The organism is Neisseria sp. P0001.S007 (assembly GCF_051963655.1).
Lineage (GTDB): Bacteria > Pseudomonadota > Gammaproteobacteria > Burkholderiales > Neisseriaceae > Neisseria > Neisseria subflava_A.
Map to the genome: position 1 here is coordinate 153,367 of NZ_JBQCUB010000003.1, position 14,831 is coordinate 168,197.

General features: G+C 52.8%; 13 protein-coding genes. 8 read left to right on the plus strand and 5 right to left on the minus strand.

All coding sequences use genetic code 11. The features are described from left to right. Positions 1 to 25: 25 nt before the first annotated feature. From dapD to fur, 3 genes are all read right to left on the minus strand, one after another. Complete coding sequence (gene dapD, locus ACTHRE_RS04835) at positions 26 to 847, minus strand: 2,3,4,5-tetrahydropyridine-2,6-dicarboxylate N-succinyltransferase (RefSeq protein WP_003684212.1); 822 nt, start codon at positions 845 to 847, stop codon at positions 26 to 28. 262 nt (positions 848 to 1,109) lie between these two features. Further along, positions 1,110 to 1,856: a leucyl/phenylalanyl-tRNA--protein transferase gene (gene aat, locus ACTHRE_RS04840; protein WP_293206389.1), complete on the minus strand. Its 747-nt coding sequence runs from the start codon at positions 1,854 to 1,856 to the stop codon at positions 1,110 to 1,112. Between the two features lie 77 nt (positions 1,857 to 1,933). Then, positions 1,934 to 2,431 (minus strand): ferric iron uptake transcriptional regulator, encoded by a 498-nt coding sequence (fur, locus tag ACTHRE_RS04845; RefSeq protein ID WP_003682812.1) that lies wholly within the window; start codon positions 2,429 to 2,431, stop codon positions 1,934 to 1,936. A 151-nt stretch (positions 2,432 to 2,582) separates the two neighbouring features. Between fur and ACTHRE_RS04850 the strand changes: the two genes are divergently transcribed. The 4 genes from ACTHRE_RS04850 to gyrB all read left to right on the plus strand — a co-directional run bounded on the left by ACTHRE_RS04850 (position 2,583) and on the right by gyrB (position 7,359). Beyond that, positions 2,583 to 2,978: an outer membrane protein assembly factor BamE gene (locus ACTHRE_RS04850; protein WP_107867902.1), complete on the plus strand. Its 396-nt coding sequence runs from the start codon at positions 2,583 to 2,585 to the stop codon at positions 2,976 to 2,978. 9 nt (positions 2,979 to 2,987) lie between these two features. Next, positions 2,988 to 3,797: a 4-hydroxy-tetrahydrodipicolinate reductase gene (gene dapB, locus ACTHRE_RS04855; RefSeq protein WP_070504004.1), complete on the plus strand. Its 810-nt coding sequence runs from the start codon at positions 2,988 to 2,990 to the stop codon at positions 3,795 to 3,797. A gap of 89 nt (positions 3,798 to 3,886) precedes the next feature. Further along, a complete protein-coding gene (prmA, locus tag ACTHRE_RS04860) occupies positions 3,887 to 4,774 on the plus strand; it encodes a 50S ribosomal protein L11 methyltransferase (RefSeq protein WP_377073696.1) in 888 nt (295 codons plus the stop codon). A gap of 194 nt (positions 4,775 to 4,968) precedes the next feature. Continuing rightward, positions 4,969 to 7,359 (plus strand): DNA topoisomerase (ATP-hydrolyzing) subunit B, encoded by a 2,391-nt coding sequence (gene gyrB, locus ACTHRE_RS04865; protein WP_377073697.1) that lies wholly within the window; start codon positions 4,969 to 4,971, stop codon positions 7,357 to 7,359. 178 nt (positions 7,360 to 7,537) lie between these two features. Here the strand turns inward: gyrB and queA are convergent, their stop codons facing one another. After that, positions 7,538 to 8,566, minus strand: a complete 1,029-nt coding sequence (gene queA, locus ACTHRE_RS04870) for a tRNA preQ1(34) S-adenosylmethionine ribosyltransferase-isomerase QueA (protein WP_070633218.1) — start codon at positions 8,564 to 8,566, stop codon at positions 7,538 to 7,540. A gap of 355 nt (positions 8,567 to 8,921) precedes the next feature. Here queA and accB point away from each other — a divergent pair, with 355 nt between their 5' ends. From accB to katA, 4 genes are all read left to right on the plus strand, one after another. Then, a complete protein-coding gene (accB, locus tag ACTHRE_RS04875; RefSeq protein ID WP_070504010.1) occupies positions 8,922 to 9,380 on the plus strand; it encodes an acetyl-CoA carboxylase biotin carboxyl carrier protein in 459 nt (152 codons plus the stop codon). Positions 9,381 to 9,451: 71 nt separating this feature from the next. Beyond that, positions 9,452 to 9,646 carry a YqaE/Pmp3 family membrane protein gene (locus tag ACTHRE_RS04880; RefSeq protein WP_039862547.1) on the plus strand — a complete coding sequence of 65 codons (195 nt, stop codon included), beginning with the start codon at positions 9,452 to 9,454 and terminating at the stop codon, positions 9,644 to 9,646. 28 nt (positions 9,647 to 9,674) lie between these two features. Then, positions 9,675 to 11,036 carry an acetyl-CoA carboxylase biotin carboxylase subunit gene (gene accC, locus ACTHRE_RS04885; RefSeq protein ID WP_296185240.1) on the plus strand — a complete coding sequence of 454 codons (1,362 nt, stop codon included), beginning with the start codon at positions 9,675 to 9,677 and terminating at the stop codon, positions 11,034 to 11,036. Positions 11,037 to 11,340: 304 nt separating this feature from the next. Beyond that, positions 11,341 to 12,855: a catalase KatA gene (gene katA, locus ACTHRE_RS04890; protein WP_377073699.1), complete on the plus strand. Its 1,515-nt coding sequence runs from the start codon at positions 11,341 to 11,343 to the stop codon at positions 12,853 to 12,855. Positions 12,856 to 13,158: 303 nt separating this feature from the next. On the opposite strand, the gene groL is transcribed toward katA, so the two are convergent. Next, a complete protein-coding gene (gene groL, locus ACTHRE_RS04895) occupies positions 13,159 to 14,793 on the minus strand; it encodes a chaperonin GroEL (RefSeq protein WP_049322649.1) in 1,635 nt (544 codons plus the stop codon). Positions 14,794 to 14,831 lie beyond the last annotated feature (38 nt).

Here is a 14,831-nt window from a genome sequence, read left to right on the forward strand (position 1 = left end):
CTCAGTCGGCGTTATCGTTATCCGATTAGATACCGCGCAACAATTCGTTCACGCTGGTTTTCGCACGGGTTTGCGCGTCCACGCGTTTAACGATAACCGCGCAGTAGAGGCTGTGGCTACCGTCTTTGGAAGGCATGCTGCCGGATACGACAACAGAGCCAGCCGGTACGCGGCCTTGATAGATTTCGCCGGTAGTACGGTCAAAGATTTTAGTGGATTGACCGATGAACACGCCCATGGAAATCACGCTGCCTTCTTCGACAATCACGCCCTCAACGATTTCAGAACGCGCACCGATGAAGCAGTTGTCTTCAATAATGGTCGGACTGGCTTGCAGAGGCTCGAGTACGCCGCCGATGCCGACGCCGCCGCTCAAGTGCACGTTTTTACCGATTTGCGCGCAAGAGCCGACAGTCGCCCAAGTATCGACCATCGCTCCTTCGTCAACGTATGCGCCGATGTTGACATAAGAAGGCATCAACACGACATTTTTCGCCACAAAGCTGCCGCGGCGGGCAACGGCACCCGGAACTGCGCGGAAACCTGCGCTGCGGAATTCGTCTTCAGACCAATCGGCAAATTTAGTCGGCACTTTGTCGAAGTATTTGTTCACGCCGTCGTTGAGGATTTCATTGTCCTGAATGCGGAAAGACAGCAATACGGCTTTTTTCGCCCATTCGTTGACTTTCCATTCACCCACACCCAAACGCTCGGCAACGCGCAGTTTGCCGGAGTCAAGTTGGCGGATGGTTTCCAAAACCGCTTCACGCACTTCCGGGGTAACGGTATTCGGATTGATTTCGGCACGGTTTTCAAAAGCCGTTTCAATGATGTTTTGCAAAGACATGTTGATTCCTTCAAGAGATCAGGGCCGTCTGAAACCTCTTCAGGCCGCCCTATTACAAATATTTAACTCGTTATTTTGCCATGTAAAAGCGATTTCGTCAGCTATTAACATGATGAGCGCCGAGCATTACACGGCAGGATTTCGGTTAAACCAAGATTTTCAGACGGCCTGTTCGAGTGAATGGAATCGCATTTATTTTCTAACTAATTTTCCAGCCACGATATTCAGACTGTCTATTCTGCCGACACGCCGTGCCGATAAATCAATCTTCGCCGCCAATCTTTTGCAGAAGATTTTCAGCCACCACGCCGCATTCGATATTCCGCTTTAACGGTTTCGTATTCAAATCCTTCAAGACCGTCTGAAAGTCGGCAAAATCCATCAACTGCGAACCGAAACGGCGCATATGTTCGGTATCCTGCTGACAGTCTATCAGCGCAACGCCCAAATCCGCCAAAAACGGTACGGCGCGGGCAAACGCAATCTTGGACGCATCGGGACGCAAGGCAAACATCGACTCGCCATAAAACACGCAGCCGATTTGCACGCCGTAAAACCCGCCTGCCAACTGCATTTCGCCTTGTTCATCCGGCAGCCAGCATTCAAACGAATGCGCATGCCCCTGATGGTGCAGCTTCAAATAGGCCGTCTGAAACGCAGGTTCTATCCATGTTCCGTCCTGTTCCGGACGCGGCACATTGGCGCAATGGGCAATTACTTTTTCAAAACAGCGGTTGACCGTTACCCGATACGGCTTGTGACGCAAAGTTTTGGCGAGCGAACGGCCGATATGCAGGCTTCCCGGCACAATCACGGCTCGCGGCGCAACCGCATACCAGAAAAACCAACCGTCGCGACTAAACCACGGAAAAATCCCCTGCCCATACGCCGACAACAGCCGCCCCGTATCCAAATCGCCACTGACGCCGACCAAGCCGTCGCATTCATCTAATGCGTAAGACAGGTCGGGGAAACGATAATCCCGTGGCGCAAGAAAAGGAATCTTCATCGTAAAGCCCATAAAGTTTCAGACGGCCTCAGGCTGAAAATGCCCAAGGCCGTCTGAAAAATCAACATACAAACTGATTAACGTTTGGTTTTGGTTTGGCATTCGCCGCATACGCCGTACATATACAGCGCGTGATCGACGATGCGGTAGCCGTTTTCTTCGGCGATTTTGTCTTGCAGCGCTTCGATTTCCGGATTGTGGAATTCGGTTACTTCGCCGCATTTCACGCAGACGATGTGGTCGTGGTGATCGCCTTTGTCCAATTCGTAAACCGCTTTGCCGGTTTCAAAGTGGTGACGTTGCAAAATGCCGGCCTGTTCAAACTGGGTCAACACACGGTAAATCGTCGCCACACCGATTTCCACACCCTCTTCCAACAGGATACGGTACACATCTTCCGCACTCAAATGCTCCTCGGCATGAGTCTCGAACAAGTCCAAAATTTTCAAACGTGGACCCGTAACTTTCAAACCGCTGTCTTTCAATTGCGCAATGTTGCTGAATTTTTCCATAATATTCAATATCCCTGTAAGGTAATAACCGTTATAATACGCACTTTCCGCCCGTTTGCCCACTATTGGGCCGTTAAAGGGCGGCAATCTGCCGCCGGTCTTGCAATTGAAAATCGGCGAAAAGAAAAATTAAGAAGATGATTATCGTTTGCTTTTTAAAAATATTCAAGCGATGATAAACATCTTTCCCGAAATGACACAGAAAGGTAAGCCCGTGAATAAAGCCTTATGCCTTGCCATCGCCGCTATTTTAGGTCTGGCCTCATGCAGTGCCGAGCGCGTATCCAACTTTCCATCCTACAAACTCAAAATCATTCAAGGTAACGAGCTCAATCCTCGCGCCGTGGTTTCCCTGCGCCAAGGTATGACCCGCGACCAAGTCCAACTGCTGCTCGGCACGCCGCTCCTGCGTGACGCCTTCCACGCCGACCGCTGGGATTACACTTTCAACACCAGCCGCAACGGCATCATCAAAGAACAAAGCAACCTGACCCTGTACTTTGAAAACGACGTCCTCGCACGTGCCGAAGGCGATGCCATTCAAAAATCCATCGAAGCCGTTCAAGCCGGACAAAACGTCGTTCCGACTACCAAAACCAACGCGAAATAAGGAAGCCCCATGAGCGCATTGAAAATCGCCATTGCCGGCGTCAACGGCCGCATGGGTCGCGTTTTGGTTGAAGCGGTCAACAACCATCCCGATGCCGTCCTCTCCGGCGCACTGGAGCATTCCGGTTCGGAAGTATTGGGTTTGGATGCAGGCTTCGCCTCCGGCCTCAAAACCGGCGTTGCCATTTCAGACGACGTGGATGCCGTACTGGCTCAAAGCGATGTCCTCATCGACTTTACCCGTCCCGAGCCAACCCTAAAACACCTGCAAAAATGCGTGGAAAAAGGCGTCAACATCATCATCGGCACCACCGGTTTCGACGACGCAGGCAAAGCCGCCATCCAAGCCGCAGGCGAAAAAACAGGCGTTGTTTTTGCAGCCAATTTCAGCGTCGGCGTCAACCTGACCTTCCACATCCTCGACACCGTCGCCCGCGTGTTAAACGAAGGCTACGACATCGAAATCATCGAAGGCCACCACCGCCACAAAGTCGATGCCCCAAGCGGTACTGCGTTGCGCATGGGTGAAGTCATTGCCGACGCACTCGGCCGCGACCTCAAAGAATGCGCCGTTTACGGCCGCGAAGGTCATACCGGCCCGCGTGATCCGTCCACCATCGGTTTTGCCACCGTCCGCGCAGGCGACATCGTCGGCGACCACACCGCCCTCTTCGCCACTGACGGCGAGCGCGTGGAAATCACCCACAAGGCCAGCAGCCGCATGACCTTTGCCGCCGGTGCCGTACGCGCCGCAGTTTGGGCAAACGGCAAAAAAGGCCTGTACGATATGCAAGACGTACTGGGTTTGAAAAACCGATAAACCCGCATCATCAGGTTTCATACCTTACAAGGCCGTCTGAAAGCACAACGTCGATTTTCAGACGGCCTTATTAAAAAGAAAGTCCCACCATGTCCTATCAACAAATCACCATCAACGTCAACGATGCCGTCGCCGAACGCCTTGCCGACGCGCTGATGGAACACGGCGCATTGTCCGCCGCCATTGAAGATGCCTACGCCGGTACAGAAAACGAGCAGGCTATTTTCGGCGAGCCGGGCATGCCGACCGAGCAAATCTGGCAACAAAGCAAAGTCATCGCCCTTTTCGGCGAAAGCGACGACGCCGCTTCCATTATCGAAACTGCCGCGCAGGAATGCGGTTTGAACGATTTGAAATACACCGGCGAAATCCTTGAAGATCAAGACTGGGTACGCCTGACCCAAGCGCAATTCGATCCGATTCAAATTTCCGAGCGCTTGTGGATTACCCCGTCTTGGCACGAAGCGCCCAACGGCAACGCCGTCAACCTGCAACTCGACCCGGGCCTTGCCTTCGGCACCGGCAGCCATCCGACCACCCGCCTCTGCCTCAAATGGCTCGACACGCAACTCAAAGGTGGCGAAAGCGTATTGGACTACGGTTGCGGCTCAGGCATTTTGGCCATTGCCGCCCTCAAACTCGGTGCAGGCTCCGCCATCGGCGTAGACATTGACGAACAAGCCATCCGCGCCAGCAAAGACAATGCCGCGCAAAACAACGTCAATGCGCAGTTCTACCTGCCGGACGGCCTGCCGCAAGGTCAATTTGATGTCGTTGTCGCCAACATTCTGGCAAACCCGTTGCGTATGCTCGGCGAAATGCTTGCCGCGCGTACCAAACAAGGCGGCCGCATTGTCTTGTCCGGCCTTTTGGACGAACAAGTCGAAGAACTCAGCGGCATTTACAGCCAATGGTTCGACATCGAGCCTGCCGAAATCGAAGAAGGCTGGGCGCGATTGAGCGGCGTCAAACGCTAAACCTGTTTTACGATACAAAGGCCGTCTGAAATTTAATCTTTCAGACGGCCTTTTTGCACTTAAAACGCTGAATATTCCAGCAAAATCAGGTATAATTGCCTATTATTTTGACCTTTCGGAACACATCCGCCGCGCCCGTTTGATATTTCATCGCGCGCACGGAAAAATTCCTTGAAATTCAGCAAGAAAAGACCATGACTGACCAAAAACACGAAGAATACGGCGCCGACAGCATACAAGTGCTGGAAGGCTTGGAAGCGGTACGCAAACGCCCCGGTATGTATATCGGCGACACGCAGGACGGCAGCGGCCTGCACCACATGGTGTTCGAGGTGCTCGACAACGCCATTGACGAAGCGCTCGCCGGACATTGCGACAAAATCACCGTAACCATCCATGCCGACAATTCCGTCAGCGTGGCCGACAACGGCCGCGGCATGCCGACCGGTATCCACCCGAAAGAAGGCCGCTCTGCCGCCGAAGTCATCATGACCGTCTTGCACGCAGGCGGCAAATTCGACAACAACAGCTACAAAATCTCCGGCGGCTTGCACGGCGTGGGCGTATCCGTCGTCAACGCGCTGTCCGACTGGGTAACGCTGACCATCTACCGCGACGGCAAAGAACACTTCGTCCGTTTCGTACGCGGCGAAACCGAAGAGCCGTTGCGAGTAGTCGGCGATTCCGACAAAAAAGGCACGACCGTGCGCTTCCTCGCCAGCGCGGAAACCTTCGGCAACGTCGAATACAGCTTCGACATCCTCGCCAAACGCATCCGCGAACTTTCCTTCCTGAACAACGGCGTGGACATCGAATTGATTGACGAACGCGACGGCAAACACGAAAGCTTCGCCCTTTCCGGCGGCGTGGCAGGTTTCGTACAATACATGAACCGCAAAAAAACGCCGTTGCACGAAAAAATCTTCTATGCATTCGGCGAAAAAGACGGCATGAGCGTGGAATGCGCGATGCAATGGAACGACAGCTACCAAGAAAGCGTGCAATGTTTCACTAACAACATTCCGCAACGTGATGGCGGCACCCACTTGACCGCACTGCGCCAAGTGATGACCCGCACCATCAACAACTATATCGAAGCCAACGAAGTCGCCAAAAAAGCCAAAGTCGAAACCGCCGGCGACGATATGCGTGAAGGCCTGACCTGCGTTTTGTCCGTCAAACTGCCCGATCCGAAATTCTCATCGCAAACCAAAGACAAACTGGTTTCCAGCGAAATCGGTCCCGTCGTCAACGAAGTCATCAACCAAGCCCTGACCGACTTCCTTGAAGAAAACCCGACCGAAGCCAAAATCATCACCAGCAAAATCGTCGATGCCGCGCGCGCTCGCGAAGCCGCCCGCAAAGCACGCGAAATTACCCGCCGCAAAGGCGTGATGGACGGTTTGGGCCTGCCGGGCAAACTTGCCGACTGCCAAGAAAAAGACCCTGCCCTGTCCGAACTCTACCTCGTCGAGGGCGACTCCGCAGGCGGTTCCGCCATGCAAGGCCGCGACCGCAAATTCCAAGCGATTTTGCCGCTCAAAGGTAAAATTTTGAACGTTGAGAAAGCACGTTTTGAAAAAATGCTGGCCAGCCAAGAAGTCGCCACGCTGATTACCGCTTTGGGCGCGGGCATCGGCAAAGAAGAATTCAATGCCGAAAAACTGCGCTACCACCGCATCATCATCATGACCGATGCCGACGTGGACGGCGCGCACATCCGCACCCTGCTCCTGACCTTCTTCTACCGCCAAATGCCCGAGCTGGTCGAACGCGGCTACATCTACATCGCCCAGCCGCCTTTGTACAAAGCCAAATACGGCAAACAAGAGCGCTATCTCAAAGACGAATTGGAAAAAGACCAATGGCTGCTCGGCTTGGCCTTGGAAAAAGCCAAAATCGTTTCAGACGGCCGCACCATCGAAGGCGAAGAGCTTGCCAATACCGCCAAACAATTCCTGTTGGCCAAAACCGTTATCGAGCAAGAAAGCCGCATCATTGACGAACTCGTCCTGCACGCCATGCTGCACGCTTCGCCGGTCGACCTCAGTACAGCAGAAAGCGCAGACCGCGCCGTTGCCGAATTGAGCGGCCTCTTGGACGAAAAAGAAGTCGCACTTGAACGCATCGAAGGCCACGAAGGACACCAGTTCATCAAAATCACACGCAAGCTGCACGGCAATGTGATGGTGAGCTACCTCGAGCCTAAGTTCCTCAACAGCAAAGCCTACCAAACCCTTACCCAAACCGCCGCCGCACTCAAAGGCATGGTCGGCAAAGGGGCGAAGCTCTACAAAGGCGACAACGAGTACGACATCGACAGCTTTGAAGGCGCTTTGGACATCTTGATGAGCGTTGCCCAAAAAGGCATGTCCATCCAACGATACAAAGGCTTGGGCGAGATGAATCCGGAACAGCTTTGGGAAACCACGATGGATCCTACCGTCCGCCGCCTCCTGAAAGTCCGCATCGAAGACGCCATCGCCGCCGACGAAGTGTTCGTCACCCTCATGGGCGACGAAGTCGAACCGCGCCGTGCCTTCATCGAAAACAACGCCCTGCTGGCACAAAACATCGACGCCTAAGCATGGGGATATAAAAGGCCGTCTGAAAACCATTTTCAGACGGCCTTTTTTGTTTTTGTACTTTATTTCTTACAACTCAAATCCCAACAACTTCGCGTGTTTTAATAGAGCGTTCCAACTGATTCAGATTCGGGACAACCCAAATACCCTGTTTGAAACGCTCCAATCTGCTTCCAATTTATTCCGCTTTTCCCAAAATCATCGCATCGCCATAGCTGAAAAAGCGGTATTCCTGTTCCACCGCATGACGGTAAACGCTGCGGATATGCTCCATACCCGAAAACGCGCTGACAAGCATCAGCAAGGTTGATTTGGGCAGGTGGAAGTTGGTAATCAAGCGGTCGGCAACATTGAAGCGGTAGCCCGGCGTAATGAAAATATCGGTATCGCCGCGTCCGGCTTTCAGACGGCCTGTTTCGCGTGCGGCGGACTCCAAGGCGCGCATGGAGGTTGTACCCACTGCCCACACCTTATTGCCGCGCGCTTTGGCGGCCTCAACGGCGGCAACGGTCTCGGCCGGTACGTCAAACCACTCGCTGTGCATTTTATGTTCTTCAATTTTATCGACGCGCACGGGTTGGAATGTGCCTGCACCGACGTGCAGGGTTACTTCCGCGGTTTCTACGCCTTTGGCTTTCAGACGGCCCAATAACTCATCGGTAAAGTGCAAACCTGCCGTCGGCGCGGCCACTGCGCCTTGATACTTGGCGTACACGGTCTGATAGCGGCTGTCGTCTTCATCATCGGCCGCGCGTTCGATATAAGGCGGCAACGGCAAATGACCGTTTTGCTCCAAAAGTTCATAAACGGTTTGCTCGCCTTCAAATTTCAGGCAAAACAATTCTTCCGCACGTTCCATCATGACGGCACGGATATCGCCTTCAAAAATCAATTCTGTACCCGGCTTTGGCGATTTGGACGAGCGGATATGCGCCAATGCGGTATGCGCGTCCAATACCCGTTCAATCAGGGCTTCGATTTTGCCGCCGCTGGCTTTTTGGCCGAACAGGCGCGCCTTCATCACTTTGGTATTGTTAAACACCAGCACATCGCCCGGTGCGACATAATCGGGTAAATCGCCGAAATGTTTGTCTTCAATCGGCAATGTAGGCAAGGCAACCAGAAGCCTGCTGCTGCCGCGCACTTCCGGAGGATGCTGGGCAATCAGTTTTTCGGGCAATTCAAAATCAAAATCGGAAATATCCATTGTCGCGCATACTTTAAAAAAACAGGCGCCATTATACGCGCAAAGTTGGTTTTCAGACGGCATGTTTTATCGAAAAACCAATAAATTAGAATAAACGCTCTTGAAAAAATTACTTTTTAACGAAAATCAGCGTTCCTTTCTTTTTTCGCCGAAAAACGCCTTTTTTCTATCTTTTACTGGACATTTACCGACAAGTTCGGGAAAATAACCAGATTCATTTCTCAGGCTCCGCCCTGTTCCGACATTATTTAAACGCCGGATGGCAAACCTACCTTCCGACGTCTCAGGAAATCATCTAAAACCACAGCGGCGCATACCCAATATGCACTTTATGCCGCGCTAAAAAGGAAAAGCAATGGATTTGCGTAAATTAAAAAAACTGATTGATTTGGTCGAAGAATCAGGCATTGCAGAAATTGAAGTTACCGAAGGCGAAGAAAAAGTCCGCATTACGCGTACCACTGCCGCCGCAGCGCCTATTTATGCTGCTCCGGCACCTGCCGCAGCCGCTCCGGTTGCCGCCCCTGCCGCTGCTCCGGCCGCAGCCGCTCCAGCCGCCGCCCCTGCCGCTCGCGATTTGTCCAACGCGCAAAAATCGCCTATGGTCGGTACGTTCTACCGCGCCCCCGGCCCTAACGCCGCTGCTTTCGTTGAAGTCGGCCAACAAGTCAAAGCCGGCGATACTTTGTGCATCATCGAAGCCATGAAGCTGATGAATGAAATCGAAGCCGAGAAATCCGGTGTCGTTAAAGAAATTCTGGTTGAAAACGGTACTCCGGTCGAATACGGCGAGCCGCTCTTCATCATTGAATAATCCGTTTTTTCAGACGGCCTTTATCTTTAAGGCCGTCTGAAATTCCTTTTTCTGTTCATTAAGGACAAACCATGCGTCTGATTTTGGCTATTTTCTTGCCATGGCTTCAGTTTTTCACCATCGGCCGTCCGTTTGCAGGCATCATCTGTCTGATTCTGCAATGTACGCTGGTCGGCTGGATACCGGCAGCCATGTGGTCGGTTTACGCCTTGAGCCAATACAAAACCGACCAAAAAATCCGCAACGCATTAGGCGGCCGCCAATAGGCCGTCTGAACCATCCGGAAAGATTATCATGCTGAAAAAAGTATTGATCGCCAACCGGGGCGAAATCGCCCTGCGCGTCCTGCGTGCCTGCCGTGAAATGGGCATCGCCACCGTCGCCGTCCATTCCGAAGCCGACAAAGACAGCCTGCACGTCAAACTCGCCGACGAATCCGTGTGCATCGGCCCTGCCGCATCCGCACAAAGCTACCTCAACATTCCCGCCCTCATCGCAGCCGCCGAAGTCACCGAAGCCGACGGCATCCACCCAGGCTACGGCTTCCTCGCCGAAAACGCCAATTTTGCCGAACAAGTCGAACAATCCGGCTTTGTCTTCATCGGCCCTAAAGCCGACACCATCCGTCTGATGGGCGACAAAGTATCCGCCAAACACGCCATGATTGAAGCCGGCGTGCCTTGCGTTCCCGGCTCTGACGGCGCATTGCCAGACGACGGCGAAGAAATCCTCAAAATTGCCGATAAAGTCGGTTATCCCGTCATTATCAAAGCCTCCGGCGGCGGCGGCGGTCGCGGTATGCGCGTCGTCGAGAAAAAAGAAGACCTCCTCCAGTCTGTTGAAATGACCAAAGCCGAAGCAGGCGCGGCATTCGGCAACCCGATGGTTTACATGGAACGCTATCTACAGCGTCCGCGCCACGTCGAAATCCAAGTGATTGCCGACGAACACGGCAACGCCATCTACCTTGCAGAGCGCGACTGCTCCATGCAGCGCCGCCACCAAAAAGTCATCGAAGAAGCACCGGCTCCGTTCATCACTGAAGAAGAACGCGCCAAAATCGGCAAAGCCTGTGCCGACGCTTGCAAACGCATCGGCTATCGCGGCGCAGGTACGTTTGAATTCCTGTACGAAGACGGCGAATTCTTCTTTATCGAGATGAACACTCGCGTTCAGGTTGAGCATCCGGTTACCGAGCTCATCACCGGCGTAGACATCGTCCAAGAGCAATTACGCATCGCATCCGGTCTGCCTTTGCAATACAAACAGGAAGACATTCAAGTCGAAGGCCACGCGTTTGAGTGCCGTATCAATGCCGAAGACCCGTACAACTTCATTCCAAGCCCGGGCCTGATTGAAAGCTGCCACCTGCCCGGCGGCTTCGGCATCCGCGTCGACAGCCACATCTACCAAGGCTACCGCATCCCTCCTTACTACGACAGCCTGATCGGCAAAATCTGCGTCGTCGGTAAAGACCGCGACCAAGCCATGGCAAAAATGCGCGTAGCCCTTGCCGAACTGGCGATTACCGGCATCAAAACCAATACGCCGCTGCATCGCGACTTGTTCAGTGACCCAGGCTTCCAAAAAGGTGGCGTCAGCATCCACTACTTGGAACACTGGTTGGAAGAACGCAAAGCCAAACAGGATAAATAATCCCTTGTTTTGACTAAAAATCAGGCCGTCTGAAACGCAAAACAAAGTTTCAGACGGCCTTTTTTCACAATCAAATTATTTATTAAAACTAATGATATTTAATAATTGATTTATTATATCTATTCTAAATCGGTTTCATAGTTCCAATAGTCAAAACCTTTCTGTATAGTTCTTTTCATAGTTTAAATAAAAGGAAAAACAAATGTCGATACAAGAAATTTATGAATATCAAGAAACCAGCTACGAATATGCTTTTCGGCAAATCGTTTTATAAATCACTGACCATTTTGCAAAGGAAATCATCATGACCGTCTCTAAATGCCCTGTTACCCACCTGACCATGAACAACGGCGCGCCCGTTGCCGACAATCAAAACAGCCTGACTGCCGGTCCGCGCGGCCCTCTGCTGGCGCAGGATTTGTGGCTGAATGAAAAACTTGCCGACTTCGTGCGCGAAGTCATCCCCGAACGCCGTATGCACGCCAAAGGTTCAGGCGCGTTCGGTACGTTTACCGTAACACACGACATCACAAAATACACCCGCGCCAAAATCTTCAGCGAAGTCGGTAAGAAAACCGAGATGTTCGCCCGTTTCACCACCGTGGCAGGCGAGCGCGGCGCAGCAGATGCGGAACGCGACATCCGTGGCTTTGCATTGAAGTTCTATACCGAAGAAGGCAACTGGGACATGGTCGGCAACAACACGCCCGTGTTCTTCCTGCGCGACCCGCGTAAATTCCCCGACCTGAACAAAGCCGTCAAACGCGACCCGCGCACCAATATGCGTTCTGCCACAAACAACTGGGACTTCTGGACGCTGCTGCCCGAAGCCCTGCACCAAGTCACCATCGTCATGAGCGACCGCGGTATCCCCGCCAGCTACCGCCATATGCACGGCTTCGGTTCGCATACATACAGCTTCTGGAACAAAGCAGGCGAACGTTTTTGGGTGAAATTCCACTTCCGCAGCCAGCAAGGTATTAAAAACCTGACCAACGAAGAAGCCGCAAAAATCATCGCCGACGACCGCGAAAGCCATCAACGCGATCTGTACGAAGCCATCGAACGCGGCGAGTTTCCGAAATGGACGATGTACATCCAAGTCATGCCTGAAGCCGATGCGGAAAAAGTGCCTTATCATCCTTTCGATTTGACCAAAGTTTGGCCGAAAAAAGACTATCCGCTGATTGAAGTCGGCGAATTCGAGTTGAACCGCAATCCCGAAAACTTCTTCGCCGATGTGGAACAATCCGCCTTCGCCCCGAGCAATCTGGTTCCCGGTATCGGCGCCAGCCCCGACAAAATGCTGCAAGCCCGTTTGTTCAATTACGCTGATGCGCAGCGCTACCGTTTGGGCGTAAACTTCCGCCAAATTCCCGTCAACCGCCCGCGTTGCCCTGTTCACAGCAACCAGCGCGACGGACAAGGCCGCGCCGACGGCAACTACGGCAGCCTGCCGCACTACGAACCCAACAGCTTCAACCAATGGCAACAACAGCCCGACTTCGCCGAACCGCCTTTGAAAATCAACGGCGACGCGGCGCACTGGGACTACCGCCAAGACGATGACGACTACTTCAGCCAACCGCGCGCCTTGTTCAACCTGATGAACGACGCGCAGAAACAGGCTTTGTTCGGCAACACCGCCGCAGCCATGGGCGATGCCCCAGACTTCATCAAATACCGCCACATCCGCAACTGCTACTATTGCGACCCGGCATACGGCAAAGGCGTAGCCAAAGCCCTTGGACTGACTGTCGAAGATGCCCAAGCGGCACGAGCCAACGACCCGGCTTTAGGTCAACCTGGTTTACTGTAAGGAGGCATTATGTGGATAGAAATTGAAGAACTCTTGTCTCAAGCTGTCCGATACAGCCGTTCGAGCAAAAAGTAACGGTTTAGATCATTAAGCAGGCCGTCTGAAACGCAGAATAAAGTTTCAGACGGCCTTTTTTGATGATGAAGTTTATTTAACTGCTTCTGATTCAATAGAACTGGCTACCCTTATTTCTCTGTAAATCATGGCATTCTCCTCACCATCTCATGCCTCTACTGGCAAATAAAAAACCGCACGGCTGCTTGCCGTGCGGTTTTGCTTTTTATCTGAAGGTTTCAGACGGCCTTACATCATGCCGCCCATACCACCCATGCCGCCCATATCAGGCATAGCAGGTTTTTCTTCAGGAATTTCAGCAATCATGCAGTCTGTGGTCAGCATCAGGCCGGCGATAGATGCAGCATGTTGCAGCGCGGAACGGGTTACTTTGGCAGGATCGAGTACGCCCATTTCGATCATGTCGCCGTATTCACCGGAGCCTGCGTTGTAACCGTAGTTGCCTTTGCCTTCCAACACTTTGTTGACGACCACGCTAGGTTCGCCGCCTGCGTTGGCAACGATTTGGCGCAGCGGAGACTCAACGGCGCGCAAGACGATTTGTACGCCTGCGTCTTGGTCGGCATTGCCGGTGTGCAGGTTTTCCAAAGCGGCACGTGCGCGCAACAGGGCTACGCCACCGCCTGCAACCACGCCTTCTTCAACGGCTGCGCGGGTAGCGTGCAGCGCGTCTTCCACGCGGTCTTTTTTCTCTTTCATTTCGACTTCGGTAGCGGCACCGACCTTGATCACTGCCACACCGCCTGCTAATTTAGCCACGCGCTCTTGCAGTTTTTCTTTGTCGTATTCGCTGGTCGCGGTTTCGATTTGTTGGCGGATTTCGGCAACACGCGCTTCGATTTGGGCAGCGTCGCCGAAGCCGTCGATGATGGTGGTGTTTTCTTTACCGATTTCGATGCGTTTGGCTTGACCCAAATCGTCCAAAGTCGCTTTTTCCAGAGACAGGCCGACTTCTTCGGAAATGACCACGCCGCCGGTCAGGATAGCGATGTCTTGCAACATGGCTTTGCGGCGGTCGCCGAAGCCAGGGGCTTTAACGGCAACGGTTTTCAGGATGCCACGGATGTTGTTCACCACCAAAGTCGCCAATGCTTCGCCTTCTACGTCTTCAGCGATAATTAAGAGCGGACGGCTGGCTTTGGCCACTTGTTCCAAAACAGGCAACAAGTCGCGGATATTGCTGATTTTTTTGTCGAACAACAATACAAACGGATTGTCCAAAGCTGCGATTTGTTTTTCAGCGTCGTTGATGAAGTAAGGAGACAGGTAGCCGCGATCGAACTGCATACCTTCAACCACGTCCAGCTCGTTTTCCAAAGATTTGCCGTCTTCAACGGTAATCACGCCTTCTTTACCGACTTTTTCCATCGCTTCGGCGATAATCGCGCCGACTTGTTCGTCAGAGTTGGCGGAAATCGAGCCGACTTGAGCGATTTCTTTAGAAGTATCGCAAGGTTTGGCGATGTTTTTCAGCTCGTCAACCAAAGCGGCAACGGCTTTGTCGATACCGCGTTTCAGGTCGGTCGGGTTCATGCCGGCGGTAACGTATTTCATGCCTTCGGCAACGATGGATTGCGCCAATACGGTTGCAGTGGTGGTACCGTCGCCGGCCACGTCGTTGGTTTTAGACGCCACTTCTTTCACCATTTGCGCGCCCATGTTTTCGAATTTGTCTTTCAATTCGATTTCTTTTGCAACAGACACACCGTCTTTAGTGATGTGCGGGCCGCCGAAAGCGCGGTCGAGTACCACGTTGCGGCCTTTAGGGCCCAAAGTTACGCGGACGGCGTTTGCCAATACATTGACGCCGTTTACCATTTTTTGGCGAACTTCATTGCCGAATTGTACGTCTTTTGCTGCCATTTAAATTCTCCAAATCAATATTAAAAATCTGTTCGAGG

Excerpts from the sequence above, each read along its gene's own strand:
- dapD (WP_003684212.1), bottom strand. The coding sequence starts at position 847 with ATGTCTTTGCAAAACATCATTGAAACGGCTTTTGAAAACCGTGCCGAA.
- aat (WP_293206389.1), bottom strand. The coding sequence starts at position 1,856 with ATGAAGATTCCTTTTCTTGCGCCACGGGATTATCGTTTCCCCGACCTG.
- dapB (WP_070504004.1), top strand. The coding sequence starts at position 2,988 with ATGAGCGCATTGAAAATCGCCATTGCCGGCGTCAACGGCCGCATGGGT.
- prmA (WP_377073696.1), top strand. The coding sequence starts at position 3,887 with ATGTCCTATCAACAAATCACCATCAACGTCAACGATGCCGTCGCCGAA.
- gyrB (WP_377073697.1), top strand. The coding sequence starts at position 4,969 with ATGACTGACCAAAAACACGAAGAATACGGCGCCGACAGCATACAAGTG.
- queA (WP_070633218.1), bottom strand. The coding sequence starts at position 8,566 with ATGGATATTTCCGATTTTGATTTTGAATTGCCCGAAAAACTGATTGCC.
- accB (WP_070504010.1), top strand. The coding sequence starts at position 8,922 with ATGGATTTGCGTAAATTAAAAAAACTGATTGATTTGGTCGAAGAATCA.
- ACTHRE_RS04880 (WP_039862547.1), top strand. The coding sequence starts at position 9,452 with ATGCGTCTGATTTTGGCTATTTTCTTGCCATGGCTTCAGTTTTTCACC.
- accC (WP_296185240.1), top strand. The coding sequence starts at position 9,675 with ATGCTGAAAAAAGTATTGATCGCCAACCGGGGCGAAATCGCCCTGCGC.
- katA (WP_377073699.1), top strand. The coding sequence starts at position 11,341 with ATGACCGTCTCTAAATGCCCTGTTACCCACCTGACCATGAACAACGGC.
- groL (WP_049322649.1), bottom strand. The coding sequence starts at position 14,793 with ATGGCAGCAAAAGACGTACAATTCGGCAATGAAGTTCGCCAAAAAATG.